Source organism: Corynebacterium sp. HFH0082 (assembly GCF_000411235.1).
In the GTDB taxonomy this organism is placed as follows: domain Bacteria; phylum Actinomycetota; class Actinomycetes; order Mycobacteriales; family Mycobacteriaceae; genus Corynebacterium; species Corynebacterium jeikeium_D.
The window spans coordinates 1776002-1794072 of record NZ_KE150404.1 but is presented as its reverse complement, the minus strand read 5'-3'; the positions used below and the strand labels follow the sequence as shown (position 1 = coordinate 1794072).

General features: G+C 57.8%; 16 protein-coding genes. 7 read left to right on the top strand and 9 right to left on the bottom strand.

Features of this window, described 5'->3' with window-relative positions:
• Positions 1 to 263: 263 nt before the first annotated feature.
• Positions 264 to 935: a TVP38/TMEM64 family protein gene (locus tag HMPREF1206_RS07780; protein ID WP_052317814.1), complete on the top strand. Its 672-nt coding sequence runs from the start codon at positions 264 to 266 to the stop codon at positions 933 to 935.
• A gap of 128 nt (positions 936 to 1063) precedes the next feature.
• Positions 1064 to 1636 carry a hypothetical protein gene (locus HMPREF1206_RS07775; RefSeq protein WP_042388700.1) on the top strand — a complete coding sequence of 191 codons (573 nt, stop codon included), beginning with the start codon at positions 1064 to 1066 and terminating at the stop codon, positions 1634 to 1636.
• Positions 1637 to 1640: 4 nt separating this feature from the next.
• Here HMPREF1206_RS07775 and HMPREF1206_RS07770 read toward each other — a convergent pair whose 3' ends face one another.
• The 3 genes from HMPREF1206_RS07770 to HMPREF1206_RS07760 all read right to left on the bottom strand — a co-directional run bounded on the left by HMPREF1206_RS07770 (position 1641) and on the right by HMPREF1206_RS07760 (position 4485).
• Complete coding sequence (locus tag HMPREF1206_RS07770) at positions 1641 to 3041, bottom strand: SPFH domain-containing protein (RefSeq protein WP_016422774.1); 1401 nt, start codon at positions 3039 to 3041, stop codon at positions 1641 to 1643.
• Positions 3042 to 3132: 91 nt separating this feature from the next.
• Positions 3133 to 3570: an NfeD family protein gene (locus HMPREF1206_RS07765; RefSeq protein WP_042388696.1), complete on the bottom strand. Its 438-nt coding sequence runs from the start codon at positions 3568 to 3570 to the stop codon at positions 3133 to 3135.
• A 60-nt stretch (positions 3571 to 3630) separates the two neighbouring features.
• Complete coding sequence (locus HMPREF1206_RS07760; protein ID WP_016422772.1) at positions 3631 to 4485, bottom strand: DUF3097 domain-containing protein; 855 nt, start codon at positions 4483 to 4485, stop codon at positions 3631 to 3633.
• Between the two features lie 65 nt (positions 4486 to 4550).
• On the opposite strand from HMPREF1206_RS07760, the gene HMPREF1206_RS07755 reads away from it, so the two are divergent.
• Entirely contained in the window at positions 4551 to 5408 is an 858-nt protein-coding gene (locus HMPREF1206_RS07755; RefSeq protein WP_016422771.1) for a hypothetical protein, read from the top strand.
• Positions 5409 to 5448: 40 nt separating this feature from the next.
• Here HMPREF1206_RS07755 and HMPREF1206_RS07750 read toward each other — a convergent pair whose 3' ends face one another.
• The 6 genes from HMPREF1206_RS07750 to HMPREF1206_RS07725 all read right to left on the bottom strand — a co-directional run bounded on the left by HMPREF1206_RS07750 (position 5449) and on the right by HMPREF1206_RS07725 (position 12403).
• A complete protein-coding gene (locus tag HMPREF1206_RS07750; protein ID WP_016422770.1) occupies positions 5449 to 6507 on the bottom strand; it encodes a ferrochelatase in 1059 nt (352 codons plus the stop codon).
• A 121-nt stretch (positions 6508 to 6628) separates the two neighbouring features.
• Complete coding sequence (locus tag HMPREF1206_RS07745) at positions 6629 to 7621, bottom strand: VWA domain-containing protein (protein ID WP_016422769.1); 993 nt, start codon at positions 7619 to 7621, stop codon at positions 6629 to 6631.
• Between the two features lie 115 nt (positions 7622 to 7736).
• On the bottom strand, positions 7737 to 8585 hold the full coding sequence (locus HMPREF1206_RS07740) for a DUF58 domain-containing protein (RefSeq protein WP_016422768.1): 849 nt from the start codon (positions 8583 to 8585) through the stop codon (positions 7737 to 7739).
• Positions 8585 to 9589, bottom strand: a complete 1005-nt coding sequence (locus HMPREF1206_RS07735; protein ID WP_016422767.1) for a MoxR family ATPase — start codon at positions 9587 to 9589, stop codon at positions 8585 to 8587. Before HMPREF1206_RS07735 ends, HMPREF1206_RS07740 begins: the two co-directional genes overlap by 1 nt.
• 54 nt (positions 9590 to 9643) lie before the next feature.
• Positions 9644 to 11263 (bottom strand): DIP1281 family NlpC/P60 protein, encoded by a 1620-nt coding sequence (locus HMPREF1206_RS11420; RefSeq protein ID WP_016422766.1) that lies wholly within the window; start codon positions 11261 to 11263, stop codon positions 9644 to 9646.
• A 630-nt stretch (positions 11264 to 11893) separates the two neighbouring features.
• Entirely contained in the window at positions 11894 to 12403 is a 510-nt protein-coding gene (locus tag HMPREF1206_RS07725) for a DUF6676 family protein (protein WP_016422765.1), read from the bottom strand.
• Between the two features lie 367 nt (positions 12404 to 12770).
• Here HMPREF1206_RS07725 and acnA point away from each other — a divergent pair, with 367 nt between their 5' ends.
• The 4 genes from acnA to HMPREF1206_RS07705 all read left to right on the top strand — a co-directional run bounded on the left by acnA (position 12771) and on the right by HMPREF1206_RS07705 (position 18032).
• Positions 12771 to 15557, top strand: a complete 2787-nt coding sequence (gene acnA / locus HMPREF1206_RS07720) for an aconitate hydratase AcnA (RefSeq protein WP_016422764.1) — start codon at positions 12771 to 12773, stop codon at positions 15555 to 15557.
• Positions 15558 to 15779: 222 nt separating this feature from the next.
• A complete protein-coding gene (locus HMPREF1206_RS07715; RefSeq protein WP_016422763.1) occupies positions 15780 to 16346 on the top strand; it encodes a TetR/AcrR family transcriptional regulator in 567 nt (188 codons plus the stop codon).
• Positions 16347 to 16488: 142 nt separating this feature from the next.
• On the top strand, positions 16489 to 17238 hold the full coding sequence (locus HMPREF1206_RS07710; RefSeq protein WP_016422762.1) for a hypothetical protein: 750 nt from the start codon (positions 16489 to 16491) through the stop codon (positions 17236 to 17238).
• 47 nt (positions 17239 to 17285) lie between these two features.
• Positions 17286 to 18032 carry a glutamine amidotransferase gene (locus HMPREF1206_RS07705; protein ID WP_081636717.1) on the top strand — a complete coding sequence of 249 codons (747 nt, stop codon included), beginning with the start codon at positions 17286 to 17288 and terminating at the stop codon, positions 18030 to 18032.
• Positions 18033 to 18071: the final 39 nt, after the last annotated feature.

Sequence of the window (18071 nt, the reverse complement as noted above, 5' to 3'; positions counted from 1 at the left end):
CAATAGTCAATAAGAGCCACTAGTCAGACGCTAAGACTCACCCGAGTGTCCATGCACTGAACTTTTCAGCTATTTGTGCAATACCCTTACGTTCGGTTTTGTGCTGACGGGCACGTCAAGTGCTCGAGCCAAGGCATAGTGACCTTGATTCCCATCCTAGTGAAATAATGGGCAAACGCCTTTAGCCGCTGACTAGCCCTCCTCGCAGAGCCTCCAATGCGCAGGTCACACGCTTCCCCGCAATCCCCGGTAACCTCAAATGGGTGAACGTATCCGATGTGCGAATTACCCCTACACTCAAAAAGGTTCTGCTGGTGCTAGCCGTAGGTGTGGGGGTCGTCGTCACGCTGTACGTCGATGTTCCCACGGTCGCTACCATCCGGCAGTGGTCCATCGATGCCGGTGACTGGTTCCCGCTCCTCTACTTCCTCGCATACGTTGCACTGACTCAGTTCCCAATCCCCCGCACCGTATTCACTTTGGCTTCCGGAATCCTCTTCGGGCCAGTGCTCGGTTTCCTGCTGGCAATTACTGCGACGACGGTTTCTGCCCTTCTCTCCCTATGCATTGTGCGGTTTTTGGGGCGCGATTGGTTTCGCACGCACCTGACCAACCGCCGTCTTCTCAGTCTCGACCATCGGTTGGAGCAACGCGGCTGGCTCACAGTGCTCAGCTTGCGCATGATTGCTGGCGTGCCATTTTCGTTTCTCAACTACGCCTGTGGGCTGTCGTCGATACGCATCGTGCCGTATATCATCGCCACTGCCCTAGGTTCGGCGCCGAACACACTCGCCGTCGTTCTGCTTGGCGACGCGCTGTTGGTCGGCTTCGACGTGCGCTTTGCGGTGGCCACGGGAATTCTGCTCGTGCTTGGTTTGCTGGGACTTCTTGCGGACGCCAAGTTCCCTGTCGTAACCGGTTCTTCGAAACGTTAAAACACCGCTTGGCGCTCTTGAGCTAGGCGTGAGTTTTTCGGCGAGCTGGTGTTGGTTGCCTGTGAGTTTGCGGAGCGAAGGAACGTGTCTTAGCCCATCTGTCAAGGGGTGGGGCTAGACTAGAGCGTATGTACTCAGTCTTTGCCAGGTATCGCGGTCGATCTACTCGCAGGGCAGATCACGTTCAGGCCTCTGTGCAGGCACTTTCCGGCCTGGAAGGCGTAGGAACTGTTGAGGTTGCAGGTATCGAAGAGCTTCGCGCAGCTCCTGAAAATGCTGTGGGAGTCACCACGCTTGTGCTGGCGCTATTGGCCGCAGGTGACTGGGCGATAGGTATCGGTGTTTGTCCTCAGGACGACATTGAGCAAGCGCATCTGGCATCGAGCTCAGTCGTCGGTAAGGGAGGCAGAGCCGGTACGGTAAAAACCCGCATTCGGACTAACGATCCGCGTGGTAAGGACTACTCGGAGGATATTGGTGCAGCATTCACATTGCTGCACCACGTTATCTCTCGCAGGTCCCCCGAAGGGCGCGAGGCAACTGGTTTGGTTCGCGCTGGTTATTCACAGGTAGAGGCCGCGGAAGAATTGGGAGTTTCTAAGCAGGCCGTCAATCAGCGCCTCGCTGCAGCTGGCTGGCAGGCGGAGCTGGCCGGATGGAACCTGGCCGTCCACCTGCTTCAGCGAGCTGATGAGTTATAAAAACTTACTGCCCATTTTCCGGGGCGTAAGGGTCACGTGACCATCCAGAAAAATCTGGACGATCGGTGGAGTGCGCACCGCTGCCTGCATTGGTATTACCGGTGCCAGGAGCCGAGGGCAGGTCACGTTTGCCGGAAGGAACTGACGGCGCAGCCGGTGTGGACGGCGCAGCGGGCGCAGCCGGTGTCGCAGGTTCAACCGCTGCCGGGCCGTTCTGACCACCCAACTGTTCAGGCTGAGCGGACTGAGCCGACTCAGCGCGGCGGTTCTTCTTCCTCTCAGGGGTATTACCAGCTGCTGCAGCTACCGGATCATCAACCGGGCGGTTAGCGACCTCGTTCGCCGCGGCAACTGCACGAGCCAACTCCGGGTTGGTCGACATGTCGAACCAGTTCTCGTCGCGGCCCTGCTCAGCCTCTTCCTTGGTCTCTCGGCTCACGGCCGGAGGCTCGTAGCGGAAGACACCGTCGGCATCCTTCTTGCCGAAAGCCCTAGCGAAGCTCTCGAGACTGTCGCCGAACTGCGACGGAATCATCCAAACAGTATTGCCGTCCTTATTTGCCAGCTCAGGCAGCTTCTCCAGGTACTGCCAGGCAAGAATCTCAGGTGTCAACTGTGAAGCCTTAACAGCTGCGTTGACCTTCTGGATAGCGCGAGCATTACCCTGTGCCTCAAGGTAGGTAGCGGCGCGAGTACCCTCAGCGCGCAGAATGGTTGCCTGACGCTCAGCCTCAGCAGCCAGAATTGCTGCGTGCTTGTTACCTTCGGCGGCCAGAATCTGTGCCTGCTTACGGCCCTCAGCAGTTTTAATATCGGCTTCGCGGGTACCTTCCGCAGTCAGAATCATGGCGCGCTTCTCGCGATCGGCCTTCATCTGCTTTTCCATCGACTGCTGAATCGACGGTGGCGGCTCAATGGCCTTCAGCTCCACACGAGCGATACGAAGACCCCACTTGGCAGTGGCCTCGTCCAGCTCGCCGCGCAGACGGCGGTTGATGTAGTCACGGGAAGTCAGTGTCTCTTCCAGTGTCAGGCCACCCACGACGTCGCGAAGCGTTGCGGTGGTGATCTGTTCGACGCCGAAGATGTAGTCATCGATACCGTAAATTGCCCGATCCGGTTCATTGACCTGGAAGGTCACGACGGTATCGATAGCCACAGTCAGGTTGTCTTCGGTGATCACTGCCTGTGGCGGGAAGGTAACCATACGCTCACGGGTATCGACCTTCTCGCGCACTCGGTCAATGATCGGGATGATGAAGTTCAGGCCGCTGTTCAGTGTCTGCGTGTATCGTCCCAGTCGCTCTACGATTGCCGCTTCACCCTGAGGAACCAGGACAATCGCTTTGAGAACCAAGGTAACAACCACGAGAATGAAAACGACGAGGATGATAAAGCCTTCCATGGGATTCCCTCGTAGCTAGAAACTGTGTGGTCAGTTATTTAATGGTCAGTAACTAAGAGTGCTCCGAGCGCCCTTTAAGTGAGTTGGCTGCTCAGAGCAGCTTGTCCACTACTGCGGTATTGCCCGAAATCTCTACAATCGTGACTCTTTCCTTCGCATCGAAGGTCTGCGCAGTCAGAAGACTGCGCGCGCTCCACAACTCGCCATTGACCTTAATCAGACCCGCTGACGAGGAAACTGGCTCGATGACCTCAGCATGACGGCCCGCTAGCAGTTCCGGACGCGACTCCAGTTCGGCGGACTTGTCCGGTTTTGCCATCTTTTTGCGCAACACAGGGCGAACTGTCAGCACAAGTGCGGCGGACACAACGGCGAAGATGACCACTGATAGCCAAAGCGGCGCTCCAAGCTGGCTCGCACCGGACGCTGCCAGTGCGCCACCTCCGAGCATTAACAGTGCTAAATCTCCGACTGCGAGTTCACCGAGAACCAGTAGGAGGCTTGCTCCGAGCCAAAGGAGAGGAATCACGCCCTCACCCTACCTACTTTGCAGAACAAATGTGGGGCGAGTGGAGCCAGTATTCCGGGGTCAGTACTGCATATGTGGCTCAGTTACGAAGTCGACCAGGCGCTCAACTGCGCCAATCAAATCTGACTCCAGATCACGGTAGGTGTGTACACCTGCGTAGACACGTCGCCAGCCCTCCTTGGGGTCGTCTCCCCAGCCCAAGCGACGGCAGATTCCTGTCTTCCAGTCCTCCCCGTAGGGAACTTCCGGCCATGCCTCGATGCCTACCGACGAGGGTTTGACCGCTTGCCAGACATCGATAAACGGGTGGCCTGTGACCATCACGTGCGGGCCGAGCTGCTGAGTCATGCGGCTTTCCTTACTGCCCTCCACCAAGTGGTCTGCCAGGACTCCGACGCGGCGCTTCGGACCCGGACCAAATTCGGCCAAGCGTTCTGGAAGGTTGTCCAAGCCCTCCAGATACTGCACGACTACGCCTTCGACACGCAAATCGTGGCCCCATACCTTCTCGACAATTGCCGCGTCATGAATACCCTCGACCCAAATACGGCTGGGGAGAGCAACTTTCGCCTTGACGTTGTGAACCTTGCGCGAGCCCGATGCCGATAGATCCTGTGAGGGCTTTTTGGGTTGTGCCTTCGGACGCACCAGAGTCACAGGTTTGCCGTCGATGAGAAATCCGCGCTCGTGCATGGGAAATAGCCGCGACTTGCCGTGGCGGTCCTCCAGCCGGACGCACCAGCCGTCGAAAGTTTTCTCCAACCCGATAATCGCACCGACGAATCCGTCATAGGACGCCTCGACGACAACACCATTTTCTGCTGTCACCTCGCGTGCCGGCTGTGGGATACGACGGCGGTGGCCACGTGCGCCAGCGAACACGTCCTGATTGCGGTACGGGTCTTGAAAGCTCATGGGTACTGAGATTAACAGCATCGGTTACGGGACCAACGACACGCTGCACTAGGATGAGCTGCACTATGCAGCGCAGTGTTCTCGACCAGGTCTGGAGTCCAACTCAGCACATCGCCCTTTGGCTGGGCGCGTGGTTGTCGGGTTTGGAAAACTACGATCATCTCCTCGACGCGCTAGACTCGCTCGGCGGACCCACGTCAGTTCCGGGGACGTTCGTGCTTGCCGACGCCACGGTTCCGAATGTCATCGATTGCGACGCTGATCTCGATCGAAGCGACATGCTCCGCCTTCTTCGAGCGGTTACTGAAGCGGGAGATTGGCACAGTGACCACCGTCCCCTCGTCCGCCTCATTCTCTCCGGGCCCGGTGATGCACCTGCACTGCCTGCGGGAACCGACGCCGCTGAAGCTGCACGCGCAGCAGGCTCGGCCATTGTGATTGCGGATGCGGAGCCGGGCTGGAACCATGTGCTCATACCAGTGACAACGCCGGTGCCAGGCCTACCGCAGTGGCATTGGTACACACTGGAAGGCCACATTCCCGAGCCGGCCTATCTCTCCCCTGGCGAGGCGGATTTACAGCTGGCAGATGCGGCGCGGGTTGCGGCTGCCACGATTGCGGCGATGCCGCGTTCACCGCTGACGTCGTCAAGCAGTGGTGCCCCGAAAGTGGATCCCCGGCTGATGGTCGGCATGCTCGATGATCACCTGGACATGGCTTTTGTGCCGGATGATGTGCCGCGCCGTGCACTGGGAGTGCTCGCCAGAGCTGATCGGGTGTCGTCGATTCTGGCGGTGGCACAGGGCAGCGAGTCGGGGCACGGCAGCGCCGCGTTTGATGCGCAGCTCATCCCCTTGTGGCGAAAGATTCGGCAGGCGCGGATGAGCGCGGTGGAATACGCGATTCAGGAGTGGACCCGCTAGAGGTTTTCCTTGCCCCGTGGCCCAATTGACGCCAAAGGAATCAGTGTGGGCGGCGCTTTGCCGGAGTGCAACAGGCTGCGGCGCAGGGCGCGCCGTTGCAGGCCGAGCCGAGTAGCGGTTCACTTCCCAGGCGGCGGGGTTCGCCATCTGCGATGCGCTCTTCGATGAGCTCCACGAGCATGTCAGTGAAAGTAGCCGTCGGGCCAGGCGTTGCGACACGCTCGATGACGATGTCGTGATGAGCCATTTCATCCTGTAGCTCGGCATCCAAATCCCAGGCGACCTCAACATGGTCCGAGATGAAACCAATCGGGCACACTACTGCGGATCGGAGGCCGTTGGCGACCTTCGCTTCAACGTGGTCGACGATGTCAGGCTCCAACCACGGCACGTGCTCCGGGCCAGAGCGGGACTGCCAGACGACGTCAAAATCGGTGATACCCACTGCATCGGCGACGAGCCGTGCTGCTTCGTTGACCTGGCGGGAGTAAAGATTTCCGCCGAGCTCTACCGGCCCGGATGCCTTGTCCGCAGAGACCGGAATAGAGTGAGCGGTGAAAATAAGCCGGGCCTTGTCACGGCGGTCATCCGGCAGCTTGGCAAACGCCTCACGCACTGCGTCTGCATAGGCTTCTATAAAGAGCGGATGATCGTAGAAGCTCCGGATTTTCTCCATGTCAAAAGCACGGTGGCCCAGAGATTCGCGCATCCGAGCAATGTCTTCGTGATACTGGCGGCAGCCGGAGTATCCGCCCCAGGCGCTAGTGGCGAAAACGAGCGCTCGCTTAACGCCGTCATCAGCCATCTTTGCCGCGGTGTCTTCAGCCATCGGATGCCAATTGCGATTGCCGAAATAAACAGGCAAGTCATAGCCACGGCGAGTCAGCTCAGTTTTAAGGTTGGAGACAATTTTGCGGTTTAAATCGTTGAGCGGGGACTTACCGCCGAAGTGCGCATAGTGAGCACCGACTTCGTCCAACCTCTCCGGCGGAATTCCGCGGCCGCGGGTGACATTCTCCAGGAAGGGACGCACATCGGCCATCTTTTCGGGACCGCCGAAAGACAACAGCAAAATAGCGTCAAAATTATCAGAAGACATAGCCAATCATGTTAGTAGCGCAGTCTGAGGACTCCATAAGACGACTGCTCAATGCCCCCCGGCGTCTCTTGCCGATTGGGGTTCCATACCAATCGCTTGACGACGGCACCCTAACCCCGCCCTACTGCGGAATTCGACGATTGGTTACAAGCAGTGAGCCCACGGTCACTAGCAGCATCGTGAAGGCTGCAATCAGATAGGGCCTCGGATTCTCGGCCCGCTTGAGTTCGTAACCGATGTCATCTTCCAGTGAGCCATAGGCATCGCGGAGCTGCTCGAGGGAACCAGCGCTGAAGAACTCACCTTTTGTTCGACGGGCGATCTCTCGCAGCGAATCGTCGTCGTTAGGCACTGGAATCAATTCGCCCTGAACCGTGATTGCGCCTTGCGCGGTACCGAACGAAATCGTGTTGACAGGCACCCCGGCCTTGGCGGCTTCGGCGGCCGCGGTATACGCGCCGCGGGGATCGTCGAGCTCTTGTGGGACGGTCTGTTTGCCGTCGGAAAGCAGCACAATTGTCGCTGGCGGGGCGCCTTCTCCCCCGCCCTGAACCGAGTCGCTGAACTGATTGATGGCATCCAGCGCGGCAGCGATAGCATCACCGGTCGCAGTCGCCTGATCTAACTCAGCAGCCTGGAGCGCTCGATTCACGGTGTCATGGTTGGTAGTCGGGCTGACAGCAGTGCGAGCGCGACCAGAGAACGTTACCAGGCCGATATTGAGGTCGTCGGGAAGGTTCTCCACGAACTCTTGGCCGGCTTCTTTAGCGGCAGTGATGCGGTCGGGCGCAACATCTGTGGCCGACATGGACAGCGAAACGTCGACCACCAGCATAACCGTCGCTCGGTTGCGGGCGACTTTGGTCTCCGAAATCGGACCAGCCAATGAAATGATGACCAGAACTAGCGACAACAGCGCACTGATAGCTACGACATGGCGCAGGCGTGCCGACGACTTATTCCCTAGTGATCCAACGATGGTGAAGTTGCCAAAGGCAATGGCACGTTGCTTTCGCTGCTTAGTGCTGATCCAATAGGCCACGGCTGCCACGAGAGGCAGAGCGAGTGCGAGCAGCCACCCTGGGTGCGCAAAAGTTGAGTTTAGGAACGTCATCGCGGTATCAGTTTCCTCACATCCAGTCGCCTAAACAGTCGCGTATAAACCAGTGGCTATAGCCGGTTAGTCGGTGGCCCAAAAAAGATAGCACTAACAAGCGGTTACTCAGACGCTAATGTTGGCCAATTTGTCGAGCAAAATCCAGTACCCAATCGGAATCCGTACGCAAGGTAATAACGCGAGCACGGCATTTGCGCAGTTCATTGATTACACGCTCGTGGTGGGCACGAGCCTGAGCTGCATACTCGGCGCGGGTCTTGTCGTTGATGTTGAGTTCAATGGTCTCGCCGGTTGCTGAATCCGCCATGACCACCGGGCCTTCGCCGGGTAAGGCTTCATCGGCTGGATCTACCAGGCGAATCGCCATAATCTCTGTCGAGGCCGAGGCAACGCGCAGCGGGCGCGCCCAATCGAGTGATCCAAGGAAATCCGAGATGACAACCAACAGCCCAGCGCGCGGAGCCTGAGTCATTACTGTGTCAATATCCGCTGCGAGGTTATGCTCAGCAGTCGCGTCAGCCAACTGCTTGAGCAGCATCAAGCTGTGGGCACGGCCCTGGCCCGCGGGCACTGGAGTGCCGCCGGCGATTAATCCAGTTCGGGACCCCGGGGCGTCGTTAAGCATCGTCACAGCGCCGGCAGCGGCGGTGAGCAGATGTCGTTTGGTGGTATCGGCCAATCCCGTGGACAGACGTGCGGCGGGTTCGGCGACGATCCAGCACTCCAGCTCACGCTCGGCCTCGGAGGTGCGAACGTGCGGCACTCCAGTGCGGGCTGTCACTGCCCAGTTCATCTGGCGAACATCATCGCCGATGACATATTCGCGGGAGCCAACCGGCTCAGAGCCATCTCCAGTAGCGGTGGAGAGAAAGCTGCCGCGCAAAAGTCCGTTGAGCTTACGCGTAACAGTTAGCTCTAAGTACGCCAGGACGCGTGCAAGATCGTCTTCACGAGCTGACATTAGGAGGCAGTGCCCTCATCGGAGCCAGTGCTCGCGCCTTGGGGAAGGCGCACGTGAGACAACACGATGTCAATAATCCGTTCGGGAGTAACGCCATCGGCCAGGCCCTCATAGGACAGGACCAAGCGATGACGCAGCACGTCGGGAAGCACGGAGACCACATCGTCCGGCACGACATAGTCGCGACCGGAAAACAGCGCGTGGGCGCGGGCAGCCGCGACAGCACCAAGAGTTGCACGCGGTGATGCGCCATAGGAAAGCCAGCGGTCGACATCCTTCAACTCCGCCCGCATCGGATTGCGGGTGAGTTCGATGACGGCCACGATGTAGTCAATCAGTGTGTGGTGGACAAAGACTTCGCGGGTAGCGCGCTGCAGTTCCCGAACGCTCTCTGGGGTGAGAATCTGCTGCGCGACTGGAGGGGTGGCTCCCATGCGGTAGACAATCTCCCGCTCTTCCGCCGGAGTGGGGTAACCCACGAGGACCTTAAATAGGAAACGGTCCCGCTGGGCCTCCGGCAGTGGGTAGACACCCTGGTTTTCGATTGGGTTTTGCGTGGCCAGAACCAAAAACGGCTCCGGTACTGGCGTGGACTCCCCTGCGATGGACACCTGGTGCTCTGCCATGACTTCCAGCAGAGCCGACTGCACCTTCGCCGGTGCGCGGTTGATTTCATCAGCGAGCACGATATTTGACATGACCGGGCCGGGCTCGACAATGAACTCCGAGGTGTCCTGGCGGAAAATCCGGGTGCCGACAATATCTGATGGCACCAAATCCGGAGTGAACTGGATACGGGAGTAGGACCCACCCATCACTGTGGCAAAAGTAGACACTGCCAGAGTTTTCGCAACACCCGGAACACCTTCGAGCAGGACATGACCTCCTGCGAGCATCGCGATGAAGAGCTGCTTAATCAGGTGCTCCTGGCCAACCACAACCTTCCCCAGCTCCGCGTATGCGCGCTCGAGGTCCGTGTGGTCAGTGGGCGTTGGGTAGGTCACAGAGAAACCCTTCTTTAGGTCGGTCGCCCGACCTGTAGAACACGTCGTTAGAAACTAGACGAGGCGGACAACGTTCGGTGTCATTCCGTTATAACGGACTGGCGAGATCTTAACCACAGAACCGGACTGCGGTGCCTCAATCATCTTGCCATCGCCCAGGTAGATAGCGACGTGGCCATGACCATTCGGGCCCCAGAACAGCAGGTCACCACGCTTCATCTGAGATGCCGGGTAGTGCTTTCCGCGCTGGTACTGGTAGCCGGTGTAGTGAGGCAGGTCAATGCCGACAGCGGCGTAGGCGTACAGAGTCAGGCCCGAGCAGTCGAAACCAATCTTGTTGTAGTCGCCGTGGGAGTCAGCTACTCCGCCGTCACGGATGCCCTTGGTCGGGCCGTTGGCGTTGCCGCCACCCCATGCGTATGGGACACCGAGCTGCCCCATCGCACGTGCGATGACAGTCTCAACCTTCTGGCTGGAAGAACCCGAGGTGCTCTGACCGGTCTCCGGATTCGTTGGCGCCACAGTCTGTGCCGGGGTGCCGCTTGACGACGAGCTGCCGGTGCTAGACGATTCCGAAGTCTCGGTGGACTCAGAGGAGTCCGAAGATTCGGTCGTCTCAGAGGAACTGGTGGAGCCGGTGGAGCTGCTAGAGCCAGTGGAGCCGGTGGAGCTGTCAGAGCCAGTGGAGGCCGTAGAACCAGTCGAGTCGGTAGAGCTAGTGGAATCAGTCGAGCCCGTAGAACCAGTGGTGCTAGAGCTTTCATCTGTGGACTCAGAAGAGGAATCCTCATCAGTCTGGTTCGACTGCGCCTCGGCGCGAGTCTTAGCTGCGGCTTCCTCAGCGGCCTTCTTGGCAGCGGCGTCTTCCGCTTCCTTGCGGGCCTGCTCGTTCTCATAATTCTGGCGCTGGGAGTTCAGCTCGTTGACCGCGTTTCGGGCTGCATCCAAAGATGCCTTTGCGGCATCGCGATCGACCTGAGCCTGCTGGTAATCAGCTTGCTCCTTTTGAAGCTCCTCGTTTGCCTCGGAGTACGCGTTCTGAGCATCGGTGTTTCGCTGGTTTGCGGTGGCTTCCGCCTGCTGAGCCTCGTCACTCTTCTTGCGAAGCGTGGACTCTTGGTTAGCAGCCTCGGTTCGATTCTTATCCAGAGAGTCAACGGTCTGCTCTTGACGATCAGCTTCGCGACGCAAAGCGGACAGGCGGTTAATAGCCTCGGATGCATCTCGCGCACCCTCGAGAATCGAGCCGCTGGAACGTCCCTGGCGCATGATGGTGCGTGCTAGCTCGTCGAACTGCTTCTGGGCACTAGCGAGCTCAGCGCGGGAACGGTCGAGTTGGATCCGTGCCTCGTCGACCGCCTCGCGCGCACGGTTAGCGGCATCTCGAGCGTTCTCAAGGTCTACCATGGCCTTGTTGACATCCTCGCGGAGAGTGCCCATGCGTAGCTCGAGGTCAGATACCCGGCGCTCGCTGGAAGTTACCTCGGCGACCAGGGACTGCAAGTACGACTCGGCGTTAGAGGCCGCCTCGCGCGCTTGACGGATCTGGGCGTCGCTCGGATTTAGTGGTTGTGCAGCTGCGACCTGAGTGTTCGTCGCCAGAAGACCCGCCGTGATAATACCGGCAATTGGACGAGTCCAATATGATGCACGGACTTTGCGATTACTCGGCACCGCGTTACTCCTACATTTCTCCTATGGGTGCGTTCACGCCTCAGAATCGACACCAGCGACTTCCCCATCGTTGGATATCTTCCTGTTGTTGCCTCCAGGTCTTGAGTGGAACTTCGAAAAACGTCGAACCGAAACCAGAACCAAAAGCAACAGCGGCGCTCCCGCGAGTTTTCTTCGGTCAATACTGGACCCTTGAGTCCACTATTGGCATCACGAAGCACTTTACGGGTCAAAAAGCTCTAAAAAAACATAAGTAACAAAATTACCAACTGTCCCCCACTTTGTGACCGTTTCGTTATATGTCGTGGCCTGCGGTTATGGTGAGCCCTAGGTTTCTATGTGAATTATGTCACTATTAGATGACTTATCGGCGTGCCGGAGTGTCGTAGGCCTTTACCTGGGGTACCGGACATAAGAAAAGGTCAAGTTTTAATGCTTGACCTTTGTGAAAATCGTTGACACGGTTACGGTGGCTGCAACAGTGTTATCCAATTCAGATAGTGGCTGATTTCTCTACTGCTACCAGTTTTTGGGGCATTTGCCCTGTCTTTCGCCTGGGGGTGGAAAACCGGGGACGGTGAATGTATTCAGTGAGACCGTTAGCTTCAGCGTCCGTCGTAAAGCGAACTCTTAGGCGGTTGGGCGTGTGCGTAGCCAGTAGAACGTCAGTCCGACGAAGAGTGCGACGATAACGACGCCTGCGATGAGGCTGTAAAGAGTCCACGGAACGACGTAGTTAGTGAGCTCGTGCAAATAGGCATCGAGACCCGCCGGATAGTCTCGTGGAGTCTCCATCATTGCGTGGTCGGCGCGTTCAATGGCTGCGCGGGGGAAATCGGCAGATGCGGTGGCCACATTGCCCGGTGTGCGCACGACAGTGGTGCCGCCGACTTGGTCCGCTACTTGGCGGGCAAAGGAAAAGATGTCGGTGTTCTTTTGTTCGGCGACGGGGTAAATCTTCTCGCTATCTAGGTAGATGATATTGAAATTGGGCACCCCCCGATTTGCTGCATCGTCGACAATTGGCTGGACTGCTTCTCGGAGCTGTGGGTTATTTGTCACGATGTTGTCGGTGCGTAGCTGAGCGACCGCCTTTTCGACGGTTTCTTTCGCTGCCTGTGAATCTGCTGGCGTATGCATTAACTGCCTTCCGTATCGTGCTCCTGTTTTGCGTGAGAATGGTTTCCACGCGCCCCAATTTGGCGGAGATGCTGCTTCGTTTGTCCTATCTATAATGGCCTGCTCTGGATGTGAACGGGGGTAGCGTGACTCGGCGCGCCGCGAGCAATCTACATACAGAACGTTCGTACTGTTATTGTTAATGCAAGGACGGTAACGCTTCCTTAAAAACGTGTGTGTGGGCTCGTGTGCCCCGCGTCGTGATTATTGCTTTAATTGGTTGATAAGGGGCGGCGTGATCGCACCTATGCCTTGTGGAGAGCCGAAATTCGAGTGCCGGACTCTTCAGTTAAGGCGACAATTCACCCGAATAGAAATGGAGCTGACTGTGGCTGAAAGCAAGAACTCTTTCAACGCCCTGCGCAAGCTTGAGGTCGGAGACAAGTCTTATGACTACTTCGCTCTTGACGCCGTGCCGGGTATGGAGAAGCTGCCTTACTCGTTGAAGGTTCTCGGTGAGAACCTGCTGCGCAACGAAGATGGCGCCAACATCACTGAGGAGCACATCAAGGCTGTCGCCAACTGGGTTCCTTCGGCTGATCCGTCGATCGAGATTCAGTTCACCCCTGCTCGCGTTATTATGCAGGACTTCACCGGCGTCGCCTGTGTTGTTGACCTGGCTACCATGCGTGAGGCTGTTAAGACTCTCGGCGGCGACCCGGATCAGGTTAACCCGCTGAACCCGGCAGAGATGGTCATCGACCACTCGGTCATCATCGAGGCCTTCGGTAGCGAAGACGCTCTGGCTAAGAACGTCGAAATTGAGTACCAGCGCAATGATGAGCGCTACAAGTTCCTCCGTTGGGGTACTGGCGCATTCTCCAACTTCCGCGTTGTTCCTCCGGGAACCGGTATTGTCCACCAGGTCAACATCGAGTACCTGGCTCGCGTCGTCTTCGAGAACAACGGCCTGGCATACCCGGACACCTGTGTTGGTACTGACTCTCACACGACCATGCAGAACGGCCTGGGCATCCTGGGCTGGGGTGTCGGTGGTATTGAGGCTGAGGCCGCAATGCTTGGCCAGCCAATCTCCATGCTCATTCCGCGCGTCGTTGGCTTCAAGCTGACTGGCGACATTCAGCCGGGTGTTACCGCAACCGACGTTGTGCTCACCGTCACCGATATGCTGCGCCAGCACGGCGTCGTCGGCAAGTTCGTAGAGTTCTACGGCGCTGGCGTCTCCAAGCTGCCGCTGGCCAACCGTGCGACCATCGGTAACATGTCGCCAGAGTTCGGTTCCACCGCCGCAATCTTCCCGATCGACGATGAGACCGTCAAGTACCTGGCCCTGACTGGCCGTGACAAGGAGACCCTGGAGCGCGTCGAGGCTTACGCCAAGGCTCAGGGCATGTGGTTGGACGAGAACACTCCGGAGGCTGAGTACTCCGAGTACCTCGAGCTGGACCTGTCCACCGTCGTTCCGTCCATCGCTGGCCCGAAGCGCCCGCAGGACCGCATCGAGTTGGCTTCCGCCAAGGAGCAGTTCCGCAAGGACCTGCACAACTACTCCGACGGCGAGATTAAGGGCGCTGTCAAGGCTTCCGCACCGACCTCCGAGCTGGCCGCAGACTACAACGAGTCCCGCGAGGGCCACGGCGAGTCCGCCGCTAACGGCGCTGAAGGTCGCCCGAGCTCCCCGATTACCGTCACTTCCCCGAAGGGCGGCGAGTACACGCTCGACCACGGTATGGTCGCTATCGCTTCCATCACCTCTTGTACCAACACCTCCAACCCGTCGGTCATGATTGGTGCTGGTCTGTTGGCACGCAAGGCAGTCGAGAAGGGTCTGCAGGCTAAGCCGTGGGTCAAGACCATTTGTGCTCCGGGCTCCCAGGTTGTTAACGGCTACTTCAAGCGTGCTGACCTGTGGAAGGACCTCGAGGCTCTGGGCTTCTACCTGTCCGGCTTCGGTTGTGCAACCTGTATCGGTAACTCCGGTCCGCTGCCGGCTGAGATTTCCTCCGCCATCAACGAGGCCGACCTGGCTGCTACCGCGGTTCTGTCCGGTAACCGTAACTTCGAAGGCCGCATCTCCCCTGACGTGAAGATGAACTACCTGGCCTCCCCGATCCTGGTTATCGCCTACTCGATTGCCGGTACCATGGACTTCGACTTTGAAACCGACGCCCTGGGTCAGGACGCAGAGGGCAACGATGTCTTCCTGCGCGACATTTGGCCGTCCACCGAAGAGATCGAAGCAACCATCGAGGCCTCCATCTCTTCCGAGCTGTACGACGAGGACTACAAGGATGTCTTCGCTGGTGACGAGCGCTGGCAGAACCTGCCGACCCCGGAGGGCAAGACCTTCGCTTGGGACGACAAGTCCTCCTACATCCGCAAGGCACCGTACTTCGACGAGATGGAAATGGAGCCGGCACCGGTTTCCGACATCAAGGGCGCTCGCGTCCTTGCTGCCCTGGGTGACTCGGTGACCACCGACCACATCTCCCCGGCTTCCTCCATTAAGCCGGGCACCCCGGCTGCGCAGTACCTCGACTCCATGGGCGTTGAGCGCAAGGACTACAACTCCCTGGGTTCCCGTCGTGGTAACCACGAGGTCATGGTGCGCGGCACCTTCGCTAACATCCGCCTGCAGAACCAGCTGCTTGACGGTGTTGCCGGTGGCTACACCCGCGACTTCACCCAGGAGGGTGGCCCGCAGGCCTTCATCTACGACGCTGCCATGAACTACAAGGAGGCTGGCACTCCGCTGGTCGTCGTTGGTGGTAAGGAATACGGCACCGGTTCCTCCCGTGACTGGGCAGCTAAGGGCACCCTGCTGCTGGGCGTCAAGGCTGTTATCGCTGAGTCCTTCGAGCGTATCCACCGCTCGAACCTCATCGGCATGGGCGTTGTTCCGCTGCAGTTCCCGGAGGGTGAGTCCTGGAAGTCCCTGGGCATCGATGGCACTGAGACCTTCGACATCGCTGGTCTGGAGGAGCTGAACAACGGCTCCATCCCGAAGACCGTCAAGGTTACGGTTACCAAGGAAAACGGCGAGTCCTTCGACTTCGACGCTGTGGTCCGCATCGATACCCCTGGTGAGGCTGACTACTACCGCCACGGCGGTATTCTGCAGTACGTCCTGCGCAACATGATCAAGGGCAACTAGTTTCCCTTTGACTCGTGCGCGCTAGGGCTTGTTACAAGCAGCGCTTCTAGAGGCCGGTAGGTAGCGCTAGCCCGCGGATTCATACCCCACGGGCTAGCGCCCTGCCGGCCTCGGGTTTCTCTACCCCAACCAAAATGAGGCTTGGGAAGTATAGGAATGGCGCTGCCACGTCATGCAGTGAAACATGTCCCTGGGCGTCGCCGGCAAGAAAAGAGTTTCCTTATGCCAAAAGTGAGTAACCAGGATTTAGCTCAACGGCGGCACGAAATTCTCGACGGCGCTCGGCAGTGCTTTGCAGAATTCGGCTACGACGGCGCAACGGTCTCTCGTCTGGAGTCCGCTACCGGTAAGTCTCGCGGTGCTATTTTCCATCACTTCGGATCCAAAGAAGGTCTGTTCTTAGCATTGGCCGAAGAAGATGCCGCAAATATGGCGGAAGTCGCGGAGGCTTCCGGCTTAGTGGAAGTAATGCGTGACATCGTGGCGAACCCAGACAAGCATGGCTGGCTGGGAACTCGCCTTGAGATTGCCCGTCGCCTTCGCAGCGATCCGGAGTTTAAGGGCCAATGGTTGGGCCATCAGGATCAATTGGATGACGCTGTTGCCCACCGATTGACCCAGACATCCTCATCCGGCTCCCTACGGTCGGATTATTCGGTTCGCACGATGCAGCTTTTTCTCGAGCTGATGCTCGATGGCATCATCGTTCGTCTGGCATCTGGTCGCACTGTCGACGAATTGGATTCCGTGCTTGATTTAGTTGAAGACAGCTTACGGCGCAAGGACTAGCCACTCAGGCTAGGCCTGATAGCGTTACGTACCACCCGCTCCCCTAATACGGGAGCGGGTTTCGGCTTTCTGCCGTGCATTTACCCCGTTTGACCGGTGAAGATGCATAGATTTCACTCAATATGGACTAAGCTGTCTATTTATGAGTGTGGGTAAGTTTTTGTTGGTGGCGCTCCGCCCCGCAGATGGTGCGGGGCAAGCCGAGTACCAGGACTTTCTGGATTCCACCGGGCTTGAGCCCAGCCAGTTGGATCTGTTTACCATCGACGCTGTCGGCGCTAAGTTGCCCGACCTGACCTCCTATGACGGCGTATTTGTCGGAGGCAGCCCATTTAACATCACCGACCTTGAGCATTCGGGTTTGCAGAAGTATTCGCACGATGTGCTTTACGACGTACTTAGGAGTCCTGTCCCCGCACTGCTTATCTGCTACGGCGCTAGCTACACAGCCTTTACTTCGGGTGGTTTGGTTAACCTGCGCCACGGCGAAGTAGCGGGTTCTACCCGGGTAGAGCTCACCGAAGCCGCCACTCAAGATCCAATAGCTTCGGTGTTGCCTCCGGTTTTTTATGCGTTGACTGGCCACAAGGAATCCGTTGCGGAACTTCCCAATCACGCAACTTTGCTTGCCACAGGTCCAACCTGTCCGGTGCAGATGTACTCGATCGGATCGAATAACTGGGTTACCCAATTTCATCCGGAGATGAATGCTAACGGACTGCTCCGCAGAATGTCTTTCTACACCGACGTCGGTTACTTTGACCCGTTGGAAGTCGACGCGATTCGACTAAAGGTATCTGATGTGGACCTCCAGGCCGTCTCGTCAATCATCCCCCGATTTATGCACGTATGTACGCATGCAGCCAATCCGAGCCTGCTAGTGGTGCAGTAGTCTCCGTCCCCCTCTAGCTCCCTTTTTCACGAAATTTGTTCCCGCAAATGCCTACCTCCGCCAAGCCCTTCCTCTTGCTTTCCACACGCGGCGAAGATGCCGCAGCTCACGCTGAACATCTCTCATTTGCCAGGAGGTGTGCATTGGCGCCGGCAAAGTTGCATCAAATTCGCCTGGAACAGTCTCGTCCGGGGAATCTGAATCTAGATAACTACTCGGGCGTAATCGTTGGCGGAGGACCCTTTAACGCCTCTGATGACGATAAGAGCTATCTACAGAAGGAAGTCGAGACCTGGTTCGAGGATTTGTTGGCAGAAGTGCTCGAACGAGACTTCCCCTTCTTCGGAGCTTGTTATGGCGTCGGCCTGCTCGGTACTGCTGGCCATGGCCGTGTCTCCCGCAAGCACGGGGAGCAGGCAGCTGTAATCGAAGTAGCTGCAACTCCAGATGGCGAATCAGATCCAATTCTTGATGGTTTACCGGCCCACTTTCACGCCATCGTCGGCCACAAGGAGGCCATCGAAGAACTGCCTGGCGACGCTACGTTGTTGGCAACTGGAAAGGACTGCCCCGTACAGATGTTTCGGTTGGGCCGCAATGCATATGCGACGCAGTTTCACCCGGAATTAGATGCCAACACATTTGCCCAGCGTCTCCAGATTTACGCAAATGAGGGCTACTATTTACCAGGAACAGATCTTAAAGCGGTGTCGGCCGCGCGACAGTTGGATGTTGCTCGAAGTGGGCGTATTCTTCAGAATTTCGCTCGGCTCCATACCGCATGTAGAGACTAATTAGTTTTGTCTAGTGGCAATAAGCAAAAGGAATGTGAT